Below are 25,843 nucleotides of genomic sequence, written 5' to 3'. Positions count from 1 at the left end.
ATCTTTATTTTTGCATTTCTTATTATATATTACAAGTTCCTTACTTTCAATACTTTTAGCATTTTATAAATATATTTTTTAAAGATAAAAACCTTTAGTGGTAAATAATATATTTTTCATTTACGAATAAGGTAGAATAAATTTATATCTTATACATTTAATGCCTTACATAACTTTCCTAGTTGTTATCTCTATTTTTTACTAACTATATATGATAAATACTTTTATTAGTTAGTTTTCATTATCTTTTATTAATATAGTTCCAACTTCATTATCTATCTGTATTAAGTCATCAATATCTTGTATTAATCCTGTATTATTTGTTAATACTAACTCATTTCCATATTTTCTTTCTATTTCTGATAAATAATTTATTAGATCATCTATAGTCAAAATATCAAACATATAATTCTCCAGTCTTAAAATTATTTTATATCACACCTAATGTTTTTAATATTATTATCCATACGCTATTAATATATACATTTTATACATATTTTATTTTTCATTACAATTCTTGATATATTTAAATGTAATGCTATTCATAAAAATTATAGAAAATGAAAAGTTTTCAGAAAATACACAACTTCCCTAGTAAAATTTGTTAATATAATATTGTATATTTGTAATATTTTGAAAATGTTATTAATATTTCACATTAATATTAAAATTTGAATTATATTTTTTAATTACAAGCTTTAATTAAATATAAAATATATCTTAATCTTAGCTAAATTTATACTATTTTGTAATTAACAAATTACAATTCATAAGGGAGGAAACAACATGGATAATAACAATTCAAAAAAACTTATGTGGTATAACTTAGGACTTATGGCCTTCGTTACTGTATGGGGCTTCGGTAATATAGTTAATAATTTTGCAAATCAAGGCCTTACTGTAATTACCTCTTGGGTCTTAATCTTAGCTCTTTACTTTATACCATATGCACTTATGGTTGGTGAGTTAGGTTCAACATTTAAAGATAGTAAAGGTGGAGTCAGTTCTTGGATCGGAGAAACAACGAGTCCTAAAATAGCTTATTTGGCAGGTTGGACGTATTGGGTAGTTCATATACCATACCTTGCTCAAAAGCCACAAGCTGTTACTATTTCTTTAGGATGGGCTGTATTTCAAGATGGTACAACATTAAATAATATGAACCCTATAGTATTACAGTCTATATGTTTGGTAGTTTTTTTATTTTTTGTATGGATTGCATCAAGAGGAATTAATTCATTAGGTAAAATAGGTACAGTAGCTGGTATAGCAACTTTCATTATGTCCTTATTATATATTTTATTAGTTATAGCAGCACCATCTATAAGAGGAGTACATATTGCAACTCCTAATATAAATTTTCAAACCTTCATACCCAAATTTGATTTTACATATTTTACGACATTAGCTATGCTTGTCTTTGCAGTTGGAGGTGCTGAAAAAATATCTCCATATGTAAATAATATGAAAGATCCTAAGAAAGGATTTCCTAGAGGTATGATAGCTCTTGCTGTAATGGTGGCTATTTGTGCAATATTAGGATCTTTTGCAATGGGAATAATGTTTGATGCTACAAATATTCCAGATGATTTAATGATGAACGGAGCATATTATGCATTTCAAATGCTTGGCGACTACTATGGTGTTGGTAATTTCTTCTTAATACTATATGCTTTAGCAAATTTTGCTGGACAAGTTTCTGCTTTAGTCTTCTCAATAGACGCTCCTCTAAAAGTGTTATTAGCTGATACAGATGATAGATATGTACCAAGATCATTAGCTAAAGTAAATAAACGCGGTGTTCCAACAAACGGTTATATAATGACAACAATATTAGTTTCAATTTTAATAATAGTTCCAGCACTAGGTATTGGTGATGTTAATTCTCTATTTACTTGGTTATTAAAATTAAACGCGGTTGTTATGCCTATGAGATATTTATGGGTATTCTTAGCTTATATAATGCTTAGAAAAGCTGTAAAAGGAACTTTTCATTCAGACTATAAATTTGTTAAAAACAATAAGTTAGCATTAGGCTTTGGTATATGGTGCTTTATGTTTACTGCATTTGCATGTATAATGGGTATCTTCCCAACAAATGCTGAAGCATTTTCTGCATCATGGATATTCCAAGTCTCTATGAATATAGCTACTATATTCGTATTATTGGGATTAGGCTTAATACTACCTAGTATAGCTAAAAGAAAAAATTCTGAGTATTTAAAATAATATAGTACTATATTAAAATTAGGAGTTTAACTACTCCTAATTTTTTATTATTTTAAATATGAGTATTAAGTTAAAAAAATCAACTAACATATACATATATCCAGAAAAACATATAACAGAATAATCTTATATATTTTATTCTTCTATACAAATTTAATATCAATAATATTATAAAATAATTCGTAAGAAGTAAAAAAAGGATTGGACTTAAGTCCAATCCTTTTTTATTTCTTTATATGTTTCTTTCACTATATTTATAGCTTTCGGAACATTATTCCAAGCATCATAACCATATAACATATAATGTATAGCTTCCTCTTCTGAACCAAACCTAGTTATTATAGGTAATACTTTAGGTATTCTCTTCATTTTTAATATATAAGGTATTACAAATCTATTATATCTTATAGCTTTTCTTAATTCGCGTTTTCCTTTTTCTATTTCACCACATTTTATTAAATATAAAGCTTTACTATACACTGTTGCAGTTAAATAATCATTACTATACTTATTTAATATAGTATTTGTCTTATCATGATCCTTTATTAATAATGTCCAGCTTAATAAGATACTTCTAATTATAAGCCTATCTTTAGGGTCACACTCCAATAAATGCATACATATATCTACTGCCTCTTTTTTATTTCCGCTAACCCATAAATGATTTGCTAATCTGTATTGAGCACCTAAATATGGTCTAATCTCTTTTACGGAATCCGTTACATCATATAAATCTTTAATATCAGAAACTCCTAATATATTTATTGATGCTTCTACGGCTTTTCTTAATAATTGCTCCTTTTTTTGATCGTTTAAGCTTTTATCATTTGAAAGAATAATATATGCATCTGAGCAATTTTCACAAATATTTAATGCCTCTTTTGCTAAAATAACCTTTTTACTGAAATTCTTTTGTTCATAAGCTTCTTTTATCTTTTTTTGTGCATTTATATAATCTATATTGTTTAAGTTATTTTTTATTTCTTTATTATTAGATTTATTTTCATTATAATTATGTTTTGTTAGTAATTCTCTTATTGCTTTCGATCTCTTTAATCCAGTGCTATTACTAACATTAAAAAACGTATAAATATCTCCAACCTTAATATTTAAATCATTAAGACTACATACAGCATGTACTATTCCACATGCCCATGATTCAATCTTACCTTTATTCATATCAATATCATTTAATTTAATTAATATATCAAGTGCATTCATAAATAAATAAGTGTCATCTTTGCTTAAATACTTTTTAATATACTCTTCTATTAGTACTTTTATATCTTTATTTAATTGTTCATTTTTATTACATATATATTGCATTATAAATTATAACTCCTTACTTTTTTTCCTAAGTATGATTTTATAATAACTTTACATAATAATGCAACTATTCAAGGATTATTTTCACTAATTTATTTATATATAATAAAATTTAAGTCTAATAATTTTTAATAATATGGTATAATTAAAAATTATTAGACTTAATAAGGAGATCATATATTATGAAACAAATATCAACAAATAAATTAAAAGCATTATTATCAAATGACCCTTCTACATTATTAATTGATGTAAGAGAAAAAGAGGAGTTTGAACTAGGACATATACCATCTGCAAAAAATATACCATTATCTGATATAGAAGACTATAGTGATAATTTACCAACTGATAAACCAATTTATTTTATATGTAAAAGTGGAAATAGAAGTGCTCATGCAGTATCTTTATTAGATGATTTAGATATAAAAAGTGGTGTTAATATTCGTGGAGGGATGTTATCATGGGATGGAGATATAGAAAAAAACTGTGTTTAATACACAGTTTTTTATTTTATATAAATTTCAATCTGGTAAATTACTACTACTACTACAAATAGGACAATAGTGCTCACCTTCTCCATTGCAAACTGGGCAATTATCTAGCTTATTGAAGAATTCTATACATTCACATTCAATAACACCTGTTCCTTTACACAAAATACAATTATTAATTTCCATATAATTCTCCTTTCAAACTTATTATTAATTATTACCTTCATCTCCTATGGTATTCACTAAAAATATAATTATTTAAAACTAAAATAAGTTTATAAATAATAAAAGAACTGAAATATATACTTCAGTTCTTTTATTTATTAACATCTATGCATTTTGTATTATCTCACAAATAGATTTACTTACCTTTACTAAATCATCTATATGATAATGCTCATCTAATGTGTGAGGACTTCTTTCACCTATAGCAAGGTTAACTGCTTTGATTCCATTACAATTTAATATATTCGTATCACTTCCACCACCTGAAGATTTAATTTCGACTTTATATCCTAAATTCTCAAATGACTTTGAAGCTAATTTTATTATATCATCAGTTTCATATACAACAAATTGACCATACACTCTAGTTACTTTTATTTCACATTGTGCATTCTCTTCATCACAAATTTTATTAAACGTATCTACCATATGTTTTGTTTGTTTATCTAATTTATCTATCTTTGTACTTCTAGCTTCAGCTTCTATAACTACTTCTGGACAAACTATATTAGTAGCTGTTCCTCCTTTAATTGTTCCTATATTAGCTGTTGTATCTTCATCTATTCTTAAAAGATTCATAGCTACAATAGCTTTACTAGCTACATTAATAGCACTTATTCCATTTTCAGGTGCAACCCCTGCATGTGCTGGCTTTCCTTTTATTATAATATCAATCTTGTCTTGAGCAGGTCCTTTATTTACAATTGTTCCAACCTCGCCGCTAGTATCTAAAACGAACCCTCTTTTTGATTCTATTTTTGAATAATCAAGATTCTTAGAACCACATAATCCGATTTCTTCAGCTATTGTAAATATAACTTCTATAGTAGGATGATCAACTTGCTCCTCTTTAACATTAGTTAAAGCTTCTATTAAAGCTGCAATACCAGCCTTATCATCTCCACCTAAAATTGTTGTTCCATCTGAAGATATAATATTATCCTTTATTATAGGTTTTATATTAATGCCAGGTGTAACTGTATCCATATGACAACTAAATAATAAAGGCTCTCTTGATTCATCTCCTTTTAATTTAGCTATTATATTACCAGTTGTTCCACCAATAATATCTCCTGCATTATCTCTAGAAACTTCTAGTCCAATTTTTTCTAAATCTTCTGTAAGTTTTTCACTAAAAACTTTTTCATTTTTACTTTCGCTTGAAATTTGAATATATTCAATAAATCTATCCAAAACTCTCTCTCTATTTATCATACTTATTACTCCTTTGTACATTTATAAAATACATATGTTTATCTTACCAAGAAATAATATAAATTTAAAGATTAACATGATAAATTTTCCTATAAAGTTTTTAAATTTATTTCTTTTGTAGTATTATCCGTAGAGATAATACTGTTATTTAGAATAGTATTTATTGTTTCATTTTTAATAAACGCTAATTTAAAATCTTCCAAATTCATATATGTTGATCTATTAATAGTTGAATATATATATTTACCTGATTTTACATATTTATTATCAAACTTTTCACTTTCAAATTTTCCTATGCTGTTAATTTTATTATTTACAATATTATAAACATCATAAATTTCTTCAGACTGATTACTCTTACAAAGAAGTATATTATCTTTATATAAAAATAAATTGTCATATCCAGTAGCTATTATTTTTTCTTCATCTTTATCTATATCATAATAAATATTTAATATTTCTTTATCTTTAACTACATTGTAAACTACTTTATTTTCATAGAAATCTAAATTACTAATTATTCTATTATCTAGATTTTTGCTCTTAATTAAAGTTCCATTATTTAAATCATATACCTTGAGAAATTTTTTTGTTCCATCAGATTCTATTAGTGCAATATTATCTTGATAGATCTGTATTAGGCTATCACTCACAAATTTTGAGTAGTTACATGGAATTGTAATTTCCTTCTTAGTTAAAAGGTTTATACACTTTAAATAATTTTCTTTTGTATTATTGCTAATAATCCATCCATTCTCATCAAATTCATTTAATAAAGGAATTACATTGTCATACAATTTATTTATTTTACTACCCTCTTTATCTATGCTATATATATTGTTATCTTCATTATTATACATATAAGTGTTTCTATCATTATCTACAAATAAGACATTATAATTATTTCTTTCATTTTTTACAATAGAATATTGCTTTTTATTTAATACTTCTTTATTACCGTCCTGATTTTTATATAAAATTATAACTATTAATAAGCCTATTATAATACTAAAAACTACTATGATCTTTTTTTTATTTCTCACTTAGTATTCGCCTCCAAAATTAACATATATATGCTAATTCTGTTCATCTTCTCTAAATATATACAATAAAATTTAAGTTTAATAAATAAGACACTTTTTAATATTAAAAAGTGTCTTATTATAATTTCTATTTTTAATCTTGGAATAAATTCCCTAGACCACCTAATACGCTTCCTTGTCCAACATCTTTTCCCCCAAGTTCTGGTGCTGCTGCAAAGACTTTAGACGCTAATCTACTAAATGGTAAGCTTTGTACCCATACTTCTCCAGGACCAGTTAACGTAGCAAAAAACAACCCTTCTCCACCAAATAAACTGCTTTTTATTCCACCAACAAACTCTATATCATAATCTATGGTTTTAGTTAAAGCCACCAAACATCCTGTATCAACTTTTAGCTTTTGACCTTGTAATAATCTTTTTCTAATTATAGTTCCGCCTGCATGTATAAAAGCTAATCCATCGCCTTCTAATTTTTGCATTATAAATCCTTCTCCACCGAAGAAACCAGCTCCAAGTTTTTTTCTAAAGTCTATACCAATTGAAACTCCTTTTGCAGCACATAAAAATGCATCCTTTTGACAAATTATTTTACCATCATAATCTGATAAGTTAATAGGTATAATTTTACCTGGATAAGGTGATGCAAAGGATACTTTTTCTTTCATTACCCCTCTATTTGTGAATAAAGTCATAAATAGACTTTCTCCTGTTACAACTCTCTTTGCAGCACCACCTAATTTACCAAACAACCCACTATTTTGTTGTTTACTTCCATCCCCAAAAATAGTATCCATAGAAATAGAATTATCCATCATCATCATAGCACCAGCTTCCGCAACTACTGACTCTTGTGGATCTAATTCTATTTCTACAAATTGCATATCATCTCCGTAAATATTAAAATCAATTTCATGAGAAATCATAAATACACCTCTTTTCTTTTTAATATAATATTATATTAGTTACATATAAATTTCTATATAAAAAGTATTAAGAAAATATTTTAATATATATTATTATGATATTAGTCAGTTAAGGTCAGACTGATACATGGTGAGACTAAGTTAGCTGTATAATACTAATTAATTTAGAATTCTTACTAATAAATTTTACTATTGGATATCCAACAATAGTAACTGAAATAAATTCTCCAATCATAAATCCAAATAAATATATCCAAAATGGTAATCCAATTAGTAAATGCAGTACGCCTACTACTGGAATACAGAAAATTGTTGGCCAAAGAGTTGCAATAAATAAGTTCTTAGTTTTACTAATGGCATATACAGAAAAAAATGTTCCAAGGGTACCTACTATTATATCTGCCATTCCTAATGGACTTAACATATTAGCAAATAAACAACCTATTGTTAAACTTACTATATATCTCTTATCATAAAAAGCTAGAAGTACTAATATCTCAGATATTCTAACTTGTATTGGACCATAACTTATTGGAGCTATTGCAACAGTTAAAACTACATAAATTGCAGCAACTACTGCTATTTTAACAAAAATATCTAGTGAACTTTTTTTAATCATCTATTTCACTCCCAACTCCAAGATCTGTATTATTTATAAGAACTTCTATATTTTTATTTTTTTCTAAATAACTATACTCTTTAATAAACCATTCAACTAATTCATCATCTCTTTTTACTTGAGTTGTATTCTCTACATAAACGTTCACGCATCCATATTTAAAATGGTTTTCTAATATACTTATATCATTTTTTATCATTTCCTTAGTCTGTCCTTTTATTCCAACAAGTAAACATATTGAATCAAAATACTTATTTACTTCTTCATATGATTTAAATCCAGCACCTTTATTTAATACTTTCATTCTAAAGTCGTTATCAAAGGATTCTATACCACATCTAAATATTATTGGAATATTAAAATAATTTCTTATTTCATCTAATCTATCTTTATATAACCAATGACATTCTACAAATAATTTTTTTATATTTTTTTTAATTACAATATTTTTTATATCTTTCAATGTCTCTTCTGGTAGCTCGAAAATACTTCCTGAATTTATTACATCTAATACCTCTAATTCACCAGTTACATTACTTAATACAACTTTATTAAACTTAATAATATCATCTTCAAAAGTAGAGTTATCTTCAATGTAATCGCAGAAACTACATCTTCCCCATTTACAAGGAAACCCCTTAAGCATTACCATTTCTCTAGGATTTTTTCCTAATATTTTGCTATATCTTTGCATTTCCATTTATATTTCTCCTTTTTCAGGGCATAGAAACTAATAAAAATAAAAAAGGACGACATAAAGCCATCCTCTAAATACTTATTTATTAGAAAATGCCTTAGTTTTGTTTAATGACAGGCGGCTTACGAACTGTCAATTAAATTTTACAATTAGATATTATATACTTCATTAATAAATTAATCAAGTTTAAAGACATAGAAGAGATAATTATTAATAATTAGAATTATAGAGTATATAATTTTTATAGTTTATATCACATTTGCCATAAACAAATATAAAATACTATATATTATATGAGATATATTTATTATTAAAAATATAAATATGGCTCCTATTATAATAATATTACTTACTTTTAATTGTTTATATGTAGCTTTCATCATTCTCTTAATTAAATAATAAATTAATATTCCTACTAAGCAGACTTTAACTAATATACTTAAAGTTAGACTGTCAACTATAAAAAACATAATACTATTTACCTCTTTAAATAGTCCAGTTCTCAGTAGTATGATAGTAAAGATTATATCTGTTATATTCAACATATAAAGAACTTTCAACTTTGATTTTACATTTGAGTATGAATTATTTATTATATATTTAATCATATTTATCATCTCCATAAAATATTATTTATATTGTTTAAATACAATACTTTTTCTTATTAAAATCAGTACTTAGTATTTCACTCCATAATTAATAATATTTATAAGTATTACTATATTTATTAATTCAATAGTAATTTTACCAATTAATAAATTAAAACTAATCTGTTGCTTTTAACTTTTGTAGAAGTTATAATTAAATAATATTTTTTCACGAAAGGGGATGTGTTTTTGGATATAACAGTTATCTTTGATAATATACTTCATTGGGTATCTACAAGTGGAGTAAAACTTGTCTTTGGTTTAATTGGACTTTGGATAGGTTGGAAAGCTGTGAATAACGGACTTAAAGCTTTAAATACATTACTAAAGAAACAAAATGTCGATTTAACTTTAGTTTCTTTTTTCCATGCTTTTGCTGATATTGGACTTAAAATTTTATTAGTAATTGTATTTATGGGATTTGTAGGAATACCAACTGCTGGATTTGCAGCATTATTAGCTTCTGCTGGTTTAGCAGTAGGACTAGCTCTTCAAGGGAGCCTTTCAAACTTTGCTGGAGGTGTAATAATATTATTATTAAGACCTGTACAAGTTGGAAATTATATAGAAACTTCATCATATCAAGGAACAGTAGAAAAAATTGGTATATTCTATTCCCACTTAGTTACTGCAGATAATAAGGAAGTATTAATACCAAATGGTGCTCTTGCAAATGGAAGCTTAATAAATTATTCTTCTAAACCATTACGAAGAGTAGATTTAACTTTTAGCGTTGGATATAATGATGACATATTAAAGGTAAAGACTATTTTAAATAAAATAGTAGACAATAATACCTTAATTTTAAAAGATCCAGCACCATTTGTAGCAGTTAGTGAACATGCCGCTAGTTCAATTAATTTTATTGTACGAGCTTGGTGTGATACTGAAAATTATTGGATAGTTCATTTTGATCTGTTAGAAACAGTAAAAATAGAATTTGATAATAATAACATATCAATTCCGTATCCACAAATGGATTTACATATGCAAAAATCAGAATAAAAAAGACACATCAAATATTGATGTGCCTTTTTTATTCAACTGTTAATTTTGTTATTATAGATTTATAGTTTGGATATTTTGATATTAATTCTTTTCTTTTAAACAATTCAAAATCTTTAAATTCAAAGCCTGGTGATACCATACATCCAACTAAAGAAAATCCATCATTATTCATTGCTGATCCAAATATATATCCTTTTGGTACTAATATTTGTGGTGTTTCACCGCTTGATATGTTTAGGCCTAGTTGTTTTTCAATAAATTCACCTTCTGGTGATATCATATATATTGTAAGTGCCTCTCCTGCATGAAAATACCACATTTCATCTGACTTTAATCTATGGAAATTAGATACTTCTCCTGTATGCAATAAGAAATATATACTAGTCCATAGCTTTCTTTCACCATACCCATTATCTAAAATATCTTTTGATATAAAAGATTCCTTATAATAGCCTCCCTCAGGATGTTTTTCCATATGTAATTTTTCTATAAAATAATTTGAATTCATTTATATACTCCTTTTCATTTGTATTTATTTTTTAGATATATATTTATTTCCATCTATATAAAATCTCCATAGAAAATCTTTTGCTTCTTCAGCATAATCTATTCCTATACGTTTAGTAGAAATTATATTAAATTCCTCATCATTATTTCCTTCACTTAAATATAATGCACCTTTTCTATAAAGCTCACATCCATTTAAATCTCTATCTATATCTAAAGCCTTACATAACTTTCCCGGCCCATTAGTAAGTGAACACTTTTTTAAATTACTTAACTCACTATAATTTTGATTAAACCTTTTATTTGAAATATACTCAAATTCATTGAGAGGTTCTACAGCTCTTATTAACACAGCTTCTGCCTCTTCTTCCATGCCTGTAACTACATTGAGACAATTATACATTCCATATATAAGATATACGTATGCTACTCCGCCTTCTCTATAAAGAATTTCTGTTCTATTAGTTCTTTTTCCATTATATGCATGACATGCTTTATCACATTTCCCAACATACGCCTCTGTCTCTACAATTTTGCTTTTTATTACTTTACCATCTATTTCTCTAATTAATATCTTACCCAATAAACTTTTAGCTAAAGTTACAGCATCAGATTTGAAATATGCTTTATCTAAAATCATTATATCCTCTCCTTTCTATAGTATTATTATATAAACAATACTTTATTTTATAATTAATTTCAATGTATATAAAAATTTATAACATATATAACCTTATATAAAAAAGACTTATAGTTAAAATATTTAACTATAAGTCTTTTTATTATTTACTTAAATATTCTTTCATACACTTAATTATATTAAGTTGTATTTCTAAACTCCTTATTGCATTACCTTCAATATTTAAAGCATGATTTGCACCATCAATACTTATTAATTTTGTACCATTAACCTCTTCAAGAATTTCTAAATTTTCTTTTGATAACAGCGGATCACTACTGCCTGTGATTACTAATGCATTTTCTTCTATTTCCATTTGCACTGTTTTATTTATAGGACTTAAATAAATATTAGTTACATTATATCCCTTAACATTTTTATTTAAAACATTTTGTACGCAAGTTCCAATACTCTTCCCAATAAAAACAATGTTTTTGTATTTATTGGCTAAAGTGCTCTTAAGTAATTTAAAGGATTCTTCTGCAATAATATTAAACTCTTCATCCGGATGAAACTCTCTTCTTCCTATTTGAAATCCATATTCTATTTTTAATACATCGAATCCTAATTCTAATGATAATTGTGATGAATATTCCAAAGTAACTCTATCTAAAGTATAACCTATACCTGGTAATATTACAGCTACAGTATCGCTTCCTTTTCCTATAACTAAAGGTTTTAGATTCATTCCCCAATATGATTTTACTATATCGTTCATATTATCAACCTCTTTCTTTATTATTTATAATCTGACTAAAGTATATCACAAATAAAATTGTATATTTAAAATAGTAAAATTAGTTAAAATTATCTTTTTAAAATTCATGATTTATTAATTTAAGTCTTATATACCAAAGGTCAAAGAATGTCAGTTTATTTATGTGAGATATAAATAATCAGTATTTCAATTACAAAATATTATTAAGAAATACAATATAAAAAAGATAGATTTTAATCTATCTTTTTTTATATGTCATTTTTTAGATTATCTAAATCTTCTTTAACTTCACTTGATTTTTTTAAACATTTTAATAGTAATGTATTTTCATAATTATTTTTATGATTTAAGTTATTTACATTAATGCAACATGTATCTCTTAATATAGTTTTTTTAGGAGAGTTAATTTTCATACTTTCTAATATATGATCAATGTTATTTAGACATTCATAAATATATCTTTTATCAAGCCTTGAATTATTTTCATTACATAATATAATGCAGCAATGAGTTAATAATGTTGTAAGTTGATTATTTTTAGCTAGTAAATTTTTAAAATTAATATTGTCTACTTTTGAATAATGCATTTGTAACTTTCCACTTATTAGGTATGAAGAATAAATAATATCTCTTATTTCACACTCATTAAAGCTTGAATCTAATATGCTTCTAATTTTATTTACTATTATCTCATCTAATTCCACTAACTTATTAATCATAGTTGTAAGTTCAATATGATTTTTATTAGGTAATATAAAATTATTTGCAAATAAAACACTTAATGCTGATATACAAGTGTATATTAATCTTAAAATTATTGCCTCATCGTCTCCCATATGTATAGTAGTCATTGCAAGAGCATAGCAAGTTATATATATTGTCATAGTTCCATAATCACTAAATGCATACATGAAAAATGTGCATATTATAAGTATTACTACATGTGATACATTACTCTTAAAAATAGAGAAAAGTATAAAAGATATTACTAATCCAATTATAGTTCCTCTAAATCTTAATTTAATCCTTGTTTTACTATCCTCGTAAAAAGGTAAAGTTAATAAGAATATTGTCATAGGAATCCAATACCCTTTTGGAATATTGAATAATCTAATACTTGTAAAAGATACGGATAATAATATTGAAATCCTTATTGCAAACCTGATTTTAAATCCATTTAATGAAAGTGTATACTTACTATATTTCTCAAAATATTCTTTAGAATCTTTAAAGTTTAAATATTTTTTCAGATTAAACTTATTAGGTTTCATAGTGCCTTTTATAGCAGATATAAAGTATTTTAAAACATATACAATGTAGAAATCAGTATTCTCATCTTTAAAAGAATTCTTGGAAATAAACTCAGCTATATTATTTATATATTCCTTCCTATTAAAAGTATTATAACCTAAAAATAATACTCTAAGATTTTTTAAATATTTTTCATTGCAATTCACTGAAGTTCTATTTGATTCAATTTCATCAATTATATTATTCATATGCTGAAAAACAATAACAAATGGATAGTATCTTTTCTTTCCACTTGAATAAACAAACCTATTTAATTCTTTGCATATCTCAAACAAATCAAACCTTTTATTTTCTAATTCTTCTTTATTTCCATCTAATATAGCCTTTAATTGAAAACTAATATTATTAATTCCGTCTTCAATTAAAGTAGATATTTTAGAGCAGACCCCTTTAGGTGAAAATATTATTAAAGCTATAAAAACAACAATATATGATATTACTATTGATATTAGTCTCTTTGGTATTTCTTCAATACTTGTTGGAAAAAGTTGCAAAAAAACAAATGCCATTAGATATGGGAAATAACTACTTGGATTATACTCATCTGTTAAGAAATAAGCCAATATCCCAACACCTAACAAATTGATTATAAATGTGCTATATAATCCTTCACTTGCTATTGATGATAGAATTCCAATAAATAAATGAATAAATAATGGTTTTATAATATTCTTTTCAATAGTTAAGTAATTTCTCATCCTTATAAATGTTAATGTCATATAAGGTGCAATTATTATATTGTTTGCTCCAAAAAACAATATATTTATAAATAATATAATAGTAGATACCGCAGCAGGAGGTGCAGCTACTTTTAGTGTATTCTTAATTTTCTCTATATTCATTTCTACGTTCCTCTTTTAATAAAATAATAAATTTATATTTATTATACTTAAATTTTATATACACTCTATTAATAAATAGTAATCAAATTGTTAGATTAATAATAAATAACTAATCTAAATTGTATTTTGATACATATAATTGAATTTAGTTCTTTATTTACCATTCCCTTTGTACTATAATAATTATTATACTAATGACCTTTATAAATTTTATAATATTAGTAAATAATAATAAGCAATAATTGAAGGATTGAAGGGAGGAAATTACTTTAAGTCTACTTAGGGTAATGACAATTATGAGTAAAGTACATATCGATTGGGGAAACTTAGGATTTGATTACATGAAAACTGATTTCCGTTATATATCAGTTTGGGAAAATGGTGAATGGGATAATGGTAAATTAGTTGAAGATAATACACTTATTATCGAAGAAGGTGCCCCTGCATTACATTATGGGCAACAATGCTTTGAAGGCTTAAAAGCATATAGAACAAAATCAGGTGAAATTCAATTATTTAGACCTAATAAAAATGCTAAAAGAATGAATGATAGTTGTGATAGACTTCTTATGCCTGAAATACCAGAAGAAAAATTTATTGATGCATGTATTCAAGTTATTAAAGCTAATGAAGATTATGTCCCACCATACGGAACTGGTGCTACTTTATACTTAAGACCATTTATGATTGGTGTTGGAGATAATATTGGACTTAAACCTGCTAATAAGTTTATCTTCTCTGTATTTTGTATACCAGTAGGTCCATACTTTAAAGGTGGCATGAAGCCTGTTAATTTCATGGTATCTGATTATGATAGAGCTGCTCCTAATGGAACTGGTGCTCAAAAAGTTGGTGGTAATTATGCAGGAAGTCTTCTAGCTCAAAAGAAAGCTAAAAAATTAGGATTTGCTGATGCAATATTCTTAGATCCTGCAACTCATACAAAAATTGAAGAGGTTGGTTCTGCGAATTTCTTTGGTATTACTAAAGATAATAAATTTATAACACCTCTTTCACCATCAATATTACCAAGTGTAACAAAATACTCACTTCTTGAAATAGCTAGGGATTATTTTGATATGGATGTTATAGAAGGAGATGTATTTGTAGATAAGTTAGATGAATTCTCAGAAGCTGGAGCATGTGGAACAGCAGCTGTAATAACTCCTATAGGTGGAATATTCCATAATAATAATCTTCATGTATTCTACAGTGAAACTGAAGTAGGACCTGTTACTCAAAAATTATATGATACTCTTGTAGGTATTCAATTTGGTGATATAGAGCCAAAACATGATGATTGGATAGTTAAAATTAAATAGATAATAAAATTTTATTTTGAGTATTTATTGTTTCTTTTCTAATACATAACAAAATTTTATAAATCGAATATAAAAAAAGGTAGCATATTTATCTAGCTACCTTTTTTATTTTACTATACAAAGTTTTTATATGTCTTTTTAATATTCTATCTTCTATATTGGTAAAAATATATATCTTTACCAGGTAAAGATTCCACGTTTATAATCATGTATAACATATTCCGCAAAACTTTATTCCTTTAGATCATTTTTCTTTAGCTAACTCAATGAATTCTTCAATCTATCCTTATTTTATAATTTCACTAACAAGTTTTGGGAGCAAATGCTTTTATTAGTGTACTTTTTATTTCTAAAAATCATTATGTTTTAAATATTTGTTATAAATTTCTATATGATGTATTATTTTTTATTTTCATAATCATTTACGAGTATTTTATTTAAGTATATATTTATCATAATATTTGCTTAAATACTATTCCCTTTTATATTCATTTAAATAATAACTAGACAATAATATATGTACATTTTTTTAACAATATAGTGATGAACATTTTGTTCATTTTCTATTAAAAAAATTAATTTATAATATTAAAGTATCAATTTTTTGGAGGAAACTTTATGAACAACAAATCAATTAACAAAACTAAGTGGCTAGCCCTTGGGGTTCTTGTTACTCAGCCCTTTATGGCTTGTTTAGATAGTAGTATTGTAAATATAGCACTTCCAACTATAAGTCAAAAATTAAATGTTCAAATGTCTGGTGCTGAATGGATAGTTAGTGCTTATTTAATAGTAATATCTGCTGCCATATTGATATTTGGTCGTCTTGGAGATATAAAAAGTAAAAGTCTTATATTTAACAAAGGAATTTTAGGCTTTGTACTTGGATCTTTGCTCTGCGCACTATCTCCTAATATTGTTTTATTAGTTTTAGCAAGAGTAGTGCAAGCAATTGGTGCTGCAATGATTATGTCTACTAATCAAGGAATAATAACAGATATATTTCCACCAAGAGAGAGAGGAAAAGCTCTTGGTATATCAGGATCTTTTGTTGCATTAGGTTCACTTTTAGGACCTGCACTAGGCGGATTTATTGTTACTTATCTAAGCTGGCATTTTATTTTCTTAATTAATATACCAATAGGATTAATAGCTTATTTCTTTGCCAGAAAATATCTACCTAAAGAAAATAAGTCAACTGGAGAAGGTTTTGATAGTAAGGGAGCTTTATTATTCTCATCATCAACACTATTTATCTTCACTTGTATTATGCTTGGACAGCATTTAGGATATACTAGCATATATATATTAGGCGGATTTATTATTGGAATTATATTATTTATTTGCTTCTTAATAGTTGAAAAAAAAGCTAAACCACCAATGCTTGACTTAGTATTATTTAAAAAAAGAACATTTTCTTTAAATCTATTTTGTGCTTTTGTATCATTTGTAGCTATCAATACAATTAATATAATACAGCCTTTTTATCTTAATGATGTATTAGGATATACTGCCGAAGAAATTTCATTTGTAATGCTATTTTATCCATTAGTTTTATTTGTAGTAGCTCCTTTAAGTGGAAGTCTATCAGATAAAATAGGCAGTAAAAAATTAACCCTTGCAGGATTATTTGTTACTGCTTTAAGTATGTATTTACTTTCAACTGCTGGAGAACATACTTCTAAACTATCTCTAATATTAATGCTTATATTATTAGGATTTGGTAATGGTCTATTCCAATCTCCAAATACAAATTTAATTATGTCATCAGTTCCAAAAGAAAAGCTTGGTATAGCTGGTGGTACTAATGCCTTAATTAGAAATTTAGGATTGGCTTTTGGAGTTTCTGCTTCAACATCATACTTATATTTTAAAATGAGTGAAGCTGCAGGTTTTAAAGTACTTGGATCAATACCAGGAAGGCCTGAAATTTTTGTTTACGGAATGAAAGAAGTTTATATTATTGTAGCTATAATATGTTTTATATCATTCATTTTATCATTAATTGATTATTTTACATCAAAAGATTATAAATAAATTAAACCCTAAGAGAAAATTTCTCTTAGGGTTTAATTATGTATATATAGCCTATAATAATTATAAAAAGATGATAGAATTTATTATTATTGCACTACTTTTTAATTATACATATTACTATTTTGCTTTTATAAACTCTATCATCATTTCTTCTTTTTATTCTTTTTATTAAAGTTGGCTTTTGTTTTTTGAGGATCTATTTTCTTTTGTTTATCACACTCTTAACTGTTATCTGCTTTATAGTACATAATATGTATTTTGTCTCAATTGGTTACAAATATTGTATATATTAACTTCAATATATATTTTTTATTTCTTTATTTATTATCATTTACGAGTATTTTATTTAAGGTATTAGTGCATACAATATTCTAAATTCTAAATTCTAAATTTTTTGCAACAGAAAAACAAGCAATACATTATTTTGTATTGCTTGTTTCTGTATACTTATCCATAAAGATAAATGATGTTGTAATATATAATATCAATAAACTTATTCCTTTAATTAATATCTTAATATTATCTTCACCAAATAAATATCCACTAAATATTTTTTCTACAATTATACATACTCCTATTAAAAGTATTGAAATTATGGCCAATATAATTTTCGTAGATTTATTATTTAAAATTTTATTTAAAGTTAACTTCTTATATAAATTGCTATGTCTCCATAATAGATCAAAGACATAAAAACAAACTGCTATTGCTAGAACATTTAGTATATGATTCATATTATTACTCTAAGGGTTTCTCCTCAGATTCCTCCTCTTCAGTTTTAAGTAAATTAAGAATTTTTTCTGTATCTATATTATCTTCTAGTATTTTGCATAACTTATCATATTGCTTTAGTTTATATTTCTTATAATTTTCTTTCTCTTCTTTACTATTTTCAATAACAACATTATATTTTTCTTTTAGATGATTTATAAGTTTCTTCCTAAATTCTTCTATCTCAAATATACCATGTACATAGGTACCAAAAACATCTCCATTTTCGTTGCAAAGACCTGTTATGTTATTATTCTTATCTATTATAAAGACCTCTCCATTTTTATCTAATATCTCAGTATATCCATTTTGTATTTCATACCCATATATTCTTATATTAGAAAGATCCTTTAATTCATTTTCCATAGAGCATGTAATTCCCTTAGAAATAACTGTCCTTCTTTCAAAAGATATTTTAGTATCTAATGGTAACATTTCGAACCCAGTTATACATTTCCTACTATTATTTGAATCTAAATTATTTATTATATTTCTACCAAGCATTTGGAAACCAGCACAAATTCCCATAACTGTAGCTCCCTCTTTGTATAGATCTATAATTTTATCATATAATCCATTTGATTTGATTTCATTTAAATCATACATTATACTCTTGCTACCTGGTAAAATTATTAAATTTGCACCCTCTAATTCCTTCGGTGTTTTTACATATCTTATATTAACATTTTTCTCAAGCTCTAATGGATAAAAATCTGTAAGATTAGATATATGTGATAATTTTATTATTCCTATATTAAGACCACTTCTTTTATTATTTCTAAGCCTTTTAGTGATAATTACCTCATCTTCTATGTTCAACTCTTCATAAGGTATTACACCTAATACTGGAATTTTTAATTTCTCTTCTAATTCTTTTATTCCATTTTCTAATTCATCTTTATTACCTTTGAACTTATTTATTATAATCCCTTTTACTAATTCCCTATCTTCTTCATTAAGTAGCATAATAGTTCCATAAATTGAAGAAAATACACCACCCTCTTCGCTATTTCCAACTAATATAACATCTGAATTTGTAAGTTTTGCAGTATAAAAATTAGCTAAATCTTCATTTTTAGAACCTAATTCTATACAACTTCCCTCTCCCTCTACAATTATATTACTATGTTTCTCAGCTAATTTTTCAAAATCTTCTTTTATAAACTCCTTTAAATCTTTACTTAACTCTTCATAAGAACAATTATCTTTGTGACAATAAGATTTACCATTAACTATTATCTTTGTTTTTTTATTAGCAATAGATTTTATTAAGATAGGATTCATTATATACTCTGATTTTATTTCGCAGGCTTCTGCTTGTACTATTTGAGCACGTCCAATTTCTTCCCCATTTCCTATGGAATTTGTTTTAGAAGTAATATTAAGTGCTTTAAATGGTGCTACATCATATCCTTTCTTTTTTAAAAATCTACATAGTGCTGTTGCAATAGTACTTTTACCAACTGAGGATGCAGTACCTAAAATCATTACATTTTTTTTCATAACCTGTCACCCCATAAACATTATTTCTCAATTATTATATGATTATAATCATTAATCTTAAGTTTTTTACCTAATTTAAATTCTATATCTTTTTTAAATATAGGCCCTCCACAAACAAAAGTATGATATTCTCCATTTTCTCCACATGGATCTGCTCCTGTTTCTTTTATATCTGACACAACTTCTTTTGTTAAAACCTTACCCAAATATGTATCATTTAGTTGAGTATCATTACAACACTTAATTATACCTTTAAATCCTGCTTCTATAAATTCATGTGTTAATTCCTCTCTATCTTCTTGCCATAAAGGAAATTCTGCATCTATTGAGGTATTATTACATCTATCTGTACACCATCCTCTATGAGCTTCTATATCTATGTCTCCAAATGCGCACATTTCTGCTCCGAGTTCTTTTCCTTTTTTTAGAGCATCTTCAAATGAATCCTCATACTGTTCTCCTGAGCACACTACTTTTATTAAAGGAATATCTAATGAGTCCGAAACTTCATCTAATATTGATTCTGGTATTCTGTGGAACCATGACTCATTTTCATCTTTATTTACTGTTACTATCAATCCAACAGGTTTTAATCCCTTTTTCATTAATCTATATAGTGCTAAAGTACTGTCTTTACCACAGCTATATGATAAAATAAATTTTTTCATTATAAATTTCTCCTTAACTCCATTTTTTCAATACCCTAATCATAAATTCTCTTATATTTATTCCATATATATCTTCTACTTCTTTTGATTTTAATATCTCTTCACTGCTACCTATCTTTACTATCTCCCCATTATTTATAAGTGCTACTCTATCTGCATATATTTGAACAAGGTTAAGATCATGTAATACTCCTATAACAGTTCTCTCTCCATTTATACACCATTTTTTTAAGTTCTCTAAGAGTTCTATTTGATGTTTAAAATCCAAATGATTAGTAGGTTCATCTAATAATATAACCTTAGGATCTTGAACTATTGCTCTAGCCAAAAATACTCTTTGAAGTTGTCCTCCTGAAAGTTCACTTATATATTTATTTTCTATATCTTTAAGAGACAAATCCTCAATTACGCTATCAATAATAATTTTATCATCTTTTCCTAAAGTAGTAAAAGCCCCTTTTATATGAGCATATCTTCCTAATGAAATAGTCTCATATACTGTATATGAAAAATATACTTCTGTTATCTGAGACATTAATGCTATTTCTTTGGCTAATTCTTTTCTACTTATACTCTTTATTTCTTTGTCTAAAACTTTAATACTGCCTGTATAATCGTTTATATTAGCTATTGCTTTTAAAAGCGTACTTTTCCCACAACCATTAGGGCCTATTATACAAAATAATTCATTTTTATTAACTTCCAAATTAGCATTTTTAATGATATCTATTTTATCATATCCAGTATATACATTATTTATTTTTATCATTTTTTCACCTACTTCTTTTTAAAGTATATATAAGCAAAGAAAGGTGCTCCTATAAGTGCAGTTATTGCACCTACCGGAAGTTCTGATGGTGAAATTATTGTTCTAGATATTAAATCTGTAATAACCATTAGAATCCCACCAAATACAAAAGACATTGGTATTACTAAACTATGTTTAGCTCCAAATATTTTTCTTACTACATGAGGTGCTATTAAATCTACAAAGCCTATTATTCCGCTTAAAGCTACAGCACTACCTGTCAATATGGCTGTAAATAGGAAAAGTCTTGTTTTAACTTTATTGGTATCTACTCCCACTGCTTTAGCACTATCTTCTCCAAATGTAAGTATATCCATCTCTCTTGTATGTAAGATGACTCCTATAATTCCTATAAGTAAAAATGGTATAAATACTTCAACGTAACTCCACCCCTTCATAGAAAAAGACCCCATCTGCCAAAGTGAAATGGCCTTTAAGCTATCTCCATGCAGTGATCCTATAGTTGTAAGTATTGCGTTTAAAAACAATGAAAATACCATTCCAGCAAGTATTATAGTATTATTAGATAAAAGTTTATCTACTCTCTTTGCAAAAGCTATTACTATTATAACTGTAAACAAACCAAATATAAAGCCAACTATTGGCAAAGAAAATTCTTGAATTAAAGGTATGTTTACTCCAAAAATCATTACAAGTGCTGCACCAAGACCAGCACCTGATGAAATTCCTAATGTATATGGTGATGCCAGTGGATTCTTAAGCACTGACTGTACAACTGCTCCACTTACAGCTAATGCACCACCAACTAAAAATGCTAATAAAACTCTTGGAAATCTAAGTTCCCAAATAATAGCTACCTCTTGCCCTGTTACATTTTCTCTTAACGGAATATTCACTAATTTATTACCTATTATTGAAAAAATATCAAATAAGTTAATATTGGAACTTCCAATGGAAGTTCCAATACATATAACTAAAAAAACTATAGGTATAGTTAAAAAAGCTAGATTCCTTTTTTTATTGATTTTTATATTCATTTGGGTATATATCCTTTGCCATTTGTTTTAAAGCTTTTATAATGTATTGTGATGGTCTTGATGATGAATTTGTATCTATTTGATATACATCTCCATTTTTAACAGCATTAATAGTGTTCCATCCTTTTCTATCTTCAATTTTTTTAACAGGGTCTTTTATATAATTTACATTTGTTAAAATAACATCTGGATTTTTTTCAATAACTGATTCAGCACTTGGTGATATCCATCCATTTTCATTGCTAAATATATTCTTAGCTCCAATTATATCTATCATTTCATTTAAAAATGTTCCATTACCAAAGCTATATAATGATGGTTCTGGTCCTATTTCAAAATAAACTGACTTCTTATCTTTTATTGTGTCTCCAATTTTTCTTATCTTCTCTACTTCATTTTTCATATTAGAAACTATTTCGTTTCCTTTATTTTCTGTACCAGTTAATTTAGCTAAAAAATTTATATCATCATATATACCTTCAATACTGTTACTACTTGGAATGTATACAACTGGTATTCCAGCTGCTTTAATTGCTTCAAATGGGTCTTTACCATCTACTTTATTCTGTCCTGATGCTATTATAATATCTGGTTTAAGTGATATTATTGTCTCTGCATCTGGATTCATAAAATCTATTCTAGTAACGTCTTTATTAGTTCCAGCAACATCTTTTGAATATGTATCTGTAGCAATTATTTTATCACCAAGACCTAATGATACTAGAACTTCTGTATTTGATGGAGCTGTGGAAATTATTCTATCCATTTTCTTTGGTACATTAAATTGATTTCCTTCTCTATCTTGCATTGTTTTTTCAGTTCCTGTGCAACCTACAAATATAGCTGCAATTAAAAATATTGAAACTATGATAGTAATAAATTTTATTCCTTTAAACTTTTTCATACGTCCTCCTGTTTTTCTCCTTAGATTTTCTTATTTATGATATTATATCATGTATAACATCTTATTTATATTTTTTCCATATTAACTATATTAATCTTATTATTTTCTAATATTATTTCTAATAGATATCCCCTTCCGCAACTTGGTTGCCAATCAAATAAATTTTTCTCACTATTATAAAACTGTTCTATAATTGTTCCAATAGTTCCTCCATGACAAATTAAAGCAACATTTTTTTGATTTTTACTAAATATTTCATTTATAAATTTATAAAATGTATCTTTTATTCTTTCTCTGTAAGAATTTTTGCATTCCCCATTAGGAATAACATATTTTCCAGTAACATCTTCTATCCAATCTATGTATTCTTTTTTATTTTTTAATTCTTCATATCCTTTCATCTCAAAATCACCAAAATTATACTCTTTAAAACCCTCTTCAATTGAATAATTGTCACAATCAAACAATATATTTAATGTCTCATTTGTTCTCTTAAGCCCTGTCGTATAATAATTATCACAAACTTTATATATTCCTTTTAAAGATTCTAATTCAGTCTTTCCCTTATCTGAAAGTGGCAAATCAGTATATCCGCAATATAAACGTTTTTCATTACCTTCTGTTTTCCCATGTCTTATTAAATATAAATTTACTTTATTCATCTTTTAAAACCTTCTCTATACCTAAAAAAATTCTTATAACCTTTTTGCTCTTAGAAGATATATATTGAATTGATTTTCCATGCTCATCTCTCCAAATTCTATCTGTTTTTTCAATTGGTACTATTCCTAGTCCAATATCATCAGTTATAATTATTTTATCTTTTAATTTATCCATATTACTTTTTATGTATTCTAAAGGACTCTTATTTTCCAAAATCATATTTCTAACAAATATATGAAAACCACATATAACTTTTTTTTCTAAGTTTATATTGTCTGAATTACAATAAAATATATCTTCCTCATCTAAATTATATTTTTCTTTTACATAGGCTAACTTGCCATTATAAGCACCACCAAAAACTAATATCATATCTCTCTCCTTAAAATAATGCTAACATTAAAATTCCAACACACTCTCCAACTATAAGACCATAGCCTGCCACATCTCCATTTATTCCTCCAAGCTCTTTTATATTAACATCTGTTTTATAAAGCATAATTAAGCACATTATAAGCATAATACAATTATATATAGCTCCTAATGTAATATATATAACTATAAATGTTATAATCAATATAATTATTTGTAATACCCTATCCCATGTATTAGTACCATCTTTAAATATTTTTACTAAAGTACTCTCTTTTATTTCTTTTTTTGTTAATATCATAAGCGCCATAAAACTTCTACTTATTATAGGTATAAATAAAAGAAATAATATATTTTTATTATCTTCTATTATTGAATAAATAGATGCAAATTGAATTATCATTAAGATTACAAGACAAATTACTGAAAATGCTCCAGTACATGAATCTTTAAGAATTTTTAATTTTGTTTCCCTATCTCTTCTTGAAAGTATTGCATCACATATATCCATAAATCCATCCAAATGTAGCATTCCAGTAACCATTATAGGATAAACTAAGAGTATTGCACTAATTAATACATTATTTATATTAAACCAATTTAATACACTATAAAGTAATACCCATAAAGCTCCTATTATAGCCCCAACAAAGGGATAAAATTTTAAAATATTTTTTGTATTTTCTTTCTCCCATTTATATCTAGGCGCTGGTATTACTGAAAACATAGATAATGCCATAAAAAAGCTTCTAATATATCTCATTTATTAATTTTCTCCCCTCAAAATTTCCTTTATGAATTTCAAAATTATTATAATTACATTCAATTACTATATCGAAATCCTCAACTATTACTCTATTTAAATAAGCTAATTCTTTTCTATATTCATTAGTAAAATCATCATACAATATAGAATCACTAAAAACATAATCAGTGACAACTACTATATTTTTGCATTCGTTGCTTAGATCAATAATATTTTTAGCTATTTTTTTATATGTATATTTTTGAACTCCATCCTTAGTAAACATTTCATTATTAAGTAAAGTAGTGACACTATCTAAAAGAATAGTATCTAATTTATTTATTTCATTAATTATTTTATCTAAATCTCTAAAGGCCTCTAATGTTATAAAAGTATTGTCTTTTCTTCTTTCTAAATGACCTTCTATTCTTTTTAAATCTTCATCACAATGAGGTTCCATAGTAGCTATATATTTTATATTATCTGAAGTATTTATCCTTTTACAAATCTCTTCTCCAAGAAAAGATTTGCCACTTCTTGTTCCTCCTATTACTGCTATTTTCATATATT

At 26.0% G+C, this 25,843-nt stretch carries 28 protein-coding genes; 5 read left to right on the top strand and 23 right to left on the bottom strand.

Annotated elements, in window-relative coordinates; all coding sequences use genetic code 11:
• Nucleotides 1-231 precede the first annotated feature (231 nt).
• Complete coding sequence (locus ACQPUW_RS06200) at nt 232-405, bottom strand: hypothetical protein (RefSeq protein ID WP_430836597.1); 174 nt, start codon at nt 403-405, stop codon at nt 232-234.
• 381 nt (nt 406-786) lie between these two features.
• Between ACQPUW_RS06200 and ACQPUW_RS06195 the strand changes: the two genes are divergently transcribed.
• On the top strand, nt 787-2,229 hold the full coding sequence (locus ACQPUW_RS06195) for an amino acid permease (protein WP_430836596.1): 1,443 nt from the start codon (nt 787-789) through the stop codon (nt 2,227-2,229).
• Nucleotides 2,230-2,436: 207 nt separating this feature from the next.
• Here the strand turns inward: ACQPUW_RS06195 and ACQPUW_RS06190 are convergent, their stop codons facing one another.
• On the bottom strand, nt 2,437-3,555 hold the full coding sequence (locus ACQPUW_RS06190) for a DUF6398 domain-containing protein (RefSeq protein WP_430836595.1): 1,119 nt from the start codon (nt 3,553-3,555) through the stop codon (nt 2,437-2,439).
• Nucleotides 3,556-3,737: 182 nt separating this feature from the next.
• Between ACQPUW_RS06190 and ACQPUW_RS06185 the strand changes: the two genes are divergently transcribed.
• Complete coding sequence (locus tag ACQPUW_RS06185) at nt 3,738-4,049, top strand: rhodanese-like domain-containing protein (protein WP_430836594.1); 312 nt, start codon at nt 3,738-3,740, stop codon at nt 4,047-4,049.
• Between the two features lie 27 nt (nt 4,050-4,076).
• Here ACQPUW_RS06185 and ACQPUW_RS06180 read toward each other — a convergent pair whose 3' ends face one another.
• From ACQPUW_RS06180 to ACQPUW_RS06150, 7 genes are all read right to left on the bottom strand, one after another.
• A complete protein-coding gene (locus ACQPUW_RS06180) occupies nt 4,077-4,232 on the bottom strand; it encodes a hypothetical protein (protein WP_430836593.1) in 156 nt (51 codons plus the stop codon).
• 144 nt (nt 4,233-4,376) lie between these two features.
• Entirely contained in the window at nt 4,377-5,486 is a 1,110-nt protein-coding gene (locus ACQPUW_RS06175; protein WP_430836592.1) for a M20/M25/M40 family metallo-hydrolase, read from the bottom strand.
• Between the two features lie 89 nt (nt 5,487-5,575).
• On the bottom strand, nt 5,576-6,529 hold the full coding sequence (locus ACQPUW_RS06170) for a hypothetical protein (RefSeq protein WP_430836591.1): 954 nt from the start codon (nt 6,527-6,529) through the stop codon (nt 5,576-5,578).
• 133 nt (nt 6,530-6,662) lie between these two features.
• Nucleotides 6,663-7,454 carry a TIGR00266 family protein gene (locus ACQPUW_RS06165; protein WP_430836590.1) on the bottom strand — a complete coding sequence of 264 codons (792 nt, stop codon included), beginning with the start codon at nt 7,452-7,454 and terminating at the stop codon, nt 6,663-6,665.
• Nucleotides 7,455-7,590: 136 nt separating this feature from the next.
• Nucleotides 7,591-8,073, bottom strand: a complete 483-nt coding sequence (locus tag ACQPUW_RS06160) for a QueT transporter family protein (RefSeq protein ID WP_430836589.1) — start codon at nt 8,071-8,073, stop codon at nt 7,591-7,593.
• Complete coding sequence (locus ACQPUW_RS06155) at nt 8,066-8,767, bottom strand: radical SAM protein (RefSeq protein WP_430837285.1); 702 nt, start codon at nt 8,765-8,767, stop codon at nt 8,066-8,068. The genes ACQPUW_RS06160 and ACQPUW_RS06155 overlap by 8 nt, the downstream gene beginning before the upstream one ends.
• Before the next feature lie 251 nt (nt 8,768-9,018).
• Nucleotides 9,019-9,378 carry a DUF5658 family protein gene (locus ACQPUW_RS06150; protein WP_430836588.1) on the bottom strand — a complete coding sequence of 120 codons (360 nt, stop codon included), beginning with the start codon at nt 9,376-9,378 and terminating at the stop codon, nt 9,019-9,021.
• A 222-nt stretch (nt 9,379-9,600) separates the two neighbouring features.
• On the opposite strand from ACQPUW_RS06150, the gene ACQPUW_RS06145 reads away from it, so the two are divergent.
• Nucleotides 9,601-10,422 carry a mechanosensitive ion channel family protein gene (locus tag ACQPUW_RS06145; RefSeq protein ID WP_430836587.1) on the top strand — a complete coding sequence of 274 codons (822 nt, stop codon included), beginning with the start codon at nt 9,601-9,603 and terminating at the stop codon, nt 10,420-10,422.
• Between the two features lie 31 nt (nt 10,423-10,453).
• Here the strand turns inward: ACQPUW_RS06145 and ACQPUW_RS06140 are convergent, their stop codons facing one another.
• The 4 genes from ACQPUW_RS06140 to ACQPUW_RS06125 form a co-directional block, all read right to left on the bottom strand.
• On the bottom strand, nt 10,454-10,933 hold the full coding sequence (locus tag ACQPUW_RS06140; protein ID WP_430836586.1) for a cupin domain-containing protein: 480 nt from the start codon (nt 10,931-10,933) through the stop codon (nt 10,454-10,456).
• A gap of 24 nt (nt 10,934-10,957) precedes the next feature.
• Nucleotides 10,958-11,572, bottom strand: coding sequence for a DNA-3-methyladenine glycosylase (locus tag ACQPUW_RS06135; protein WP_430836585.1), 615 nt, complete (start codon nt 11,570-11,572; stop codon nt 10,958-10,960).
• A 142-nt stretch (nt 11,573-11,714) separates the two neighbouring features.
• On the bottom strand, nt 11,715-12,329 hold the full coding sequence (locus ACQPUW_RS06130; protein WP_430836584.1) for an alpha/beta hydrolase: 615 nt from the start codon (nt 12,327-12,329) through the stop codon (nt 11,715-11,717).
• Nucleotides 12,330-12,577: 248 nt separating this feature from the next.
• Nucleotides 12,578-14,482 (bottom strand): FUSC family protein, encoded by a 1,905-nt coding sequence (locus tag ACQPUW_RS06125; protein ID WP_430836583.1) that lies wholly within the window; start codon nt 14,480-14,482, stop codon nt 12,578-12,580.
• A 296-nt stretch (nt 14,483-14,778) separates the two neighbouring features.
• Between ACQPUW_RS06125 and ACQPUW_RS06120 the strand changes: the two genes are divergently transcribed.
• Nucleotides 14,779-15,804, top strand: a complete 1,026-nt coding sequence (locus ACQPUW_RS06120) for a branched-chain amino acid aminotransferase (RefSeq protein ID WP_430836582.1) — start codon at nt 14,779-14,781, stop codon at nt 15,802-15,804.
• Between the two features lie 618 nt (nt 15,805-16,422).
• The gene (locus ACQPUW_RS06115) at nt 16,423-17,841 is read left to right on the top strand and encodes an MFS transporter (RefSeq protein ID WP_430836581.1); all 1,419 of its coding nucleotides are present in this window, start codon (nt 16,423-16,425) and stop codon (nt 17,839-17,841) included.
• Between the two features lie 419 nt (nt 17,842-18,260).
• Here ACQPUW_RS06115 and ACQPUW_RS06110 read toward each other — a convergent pair whose 3' ends face one another.
• From ACQPUW_RS06110 to ACQPUW_RS06065, 10 genes are all read right to left on the bottom strand, one after another.
• On the bottom strand, nt 18,261-18,575 hold the full coding sequence (locus tag ACQPUW_RS06110) for a hypothetical protein (protein WP_430836580.1): 315 nt from the start codon (nt 18,573-18,575) through the stop codon (nt 18,261-18,263).
• A 4-nt stretch (nt 18,576-18,579) separates the two neighbouring features.
• The gene (locus ACQPUW_RS06105; RefSeq protein ID WP_430836579.1) at nt 18,580-20,115 is read right to left on the bottom strand and encodes a cobyric acid synthase; all 1,536 of its coding nucleotides are present in this window, start codon (nt 20,113-20,115) and stop codon (nt 18,580-18,582) included.
• A gap of 20 nt (nt 20,116-20,135) precedes the next feature.
• A complete protein-coding gene (locus ACQPUW_RS06100) occupies nt 20,136-20,786 on the bottom strand; it encodes a diphthine--ammonia ligase (RefSeq protein WP_430837284.1) in 651 nt (216 codons plus the stop codon).
• 10 nt (nt 20,787-20,796) lie between these two features.
• Complete coding sequence (locus ACQPUW_RS06095) at nt 20,797-21,552, bottom strand: ABC transporter ATP-binding protein (protein ID WP_430836578.1); 756 nt, start codon at nt 21,550-21,552, stop codon at nt 20,797-20,799.
• An 8-nt stretch (nt 21,553-21,560) separates the two neighbouring features.
• On the bottom strand, nt 21,561-22,589 hold the full coding sequence (locus tag ACQPUW_RS06090; protein ID WP_430836577.1) for a FecCD family ABC transporter permease: 1,029 nt from the start codon (nt 22,587-22,589) through the stop codon (nt 21,561-21,563).
• Nucleotides 22,570-23,493, bottom strand: coding sequence for an ABC transporter substrate-binding protein (locus ACQPUW_RS06085; protein WP_430836576.1), 924 nt, complete (start codon nt 23,491-23,493; stop codon nt 22,570-22,572). Before ACQPUW_RS06085 ends, ACQPUW_RS06090 begins: the two co-directional genes overlap by 20 nt.
• A gap of 65 nt (nt 23,494-23,558) precedes the next feature.
• Complete coding sequence (locus ACQPUW_RS06080; protein WP_430836575.1) at nt 23,559-24,155, bottom strand: histidine phosphatase family protein; 597 nt, start codon at nt 24,153-24,155, stop codon at nt 23,559-23,561.
• Nucleotides 24,148-24,528, bottom strand: a complete 381-nt coding sequence (locus ACQPUW_RS06075; protein WP_430836574.1) for a bifunctional adenosylcobinamide kinase/adenosylcobinamide-phosphate guanylyltransferase — start codon at nt 24,526-24,528, stop codon at nt 24,148-24,150. The genes ACQPUW_RS06080 and ACQPUW_RS06075 overlap by 8 nt, the downstream gene beginning before the upstream one ends.
• 10 nt (nt 24,529-24,538) lie before the next feature.
• Nucleotides 24,539-25,291 (bottom strand): adenosylcobinamide-GDP ribazoletransferase, encoded by a 753-nt coding sequence (locus tag ACQPUW_RS06070; protein ID WP_430836573.1) that lies wholly within the window; start codon nt 25,289-25,291, stop codon nt 24,539-24,541.
• A complete protein-coding gene (locus ACQPUW_RS06065) occupies nt 25,278-25,838 on the bottom strand; it encodes a bifunctional adenosylcobinamide kinase/adenosylcobinamide-phosphate guanylyltransferase (RefSeq protein ID WP_430836572.1) in 561 nt (186 codons plus the stop codon). Before ACQPUW_RS06065 ends, ACQPUW_RS06070 begins: the two co-directional genes overlap by 14 nt.
• Between the last annotated feature and the right edge of the window lie 5 nt (nt 25,839-25,843).

The organism is Clostridium sardiniense (assembly GCF_050584765.1).
GTDB lineage: Bacteria > Bacillota > Clostridia > Clostridiales > Clostridiaceae > Clostridium > Clostridium sardiniense_A.
This window is presented reverse-complemented; position numbering and strand designations above follow the sequence as displayed.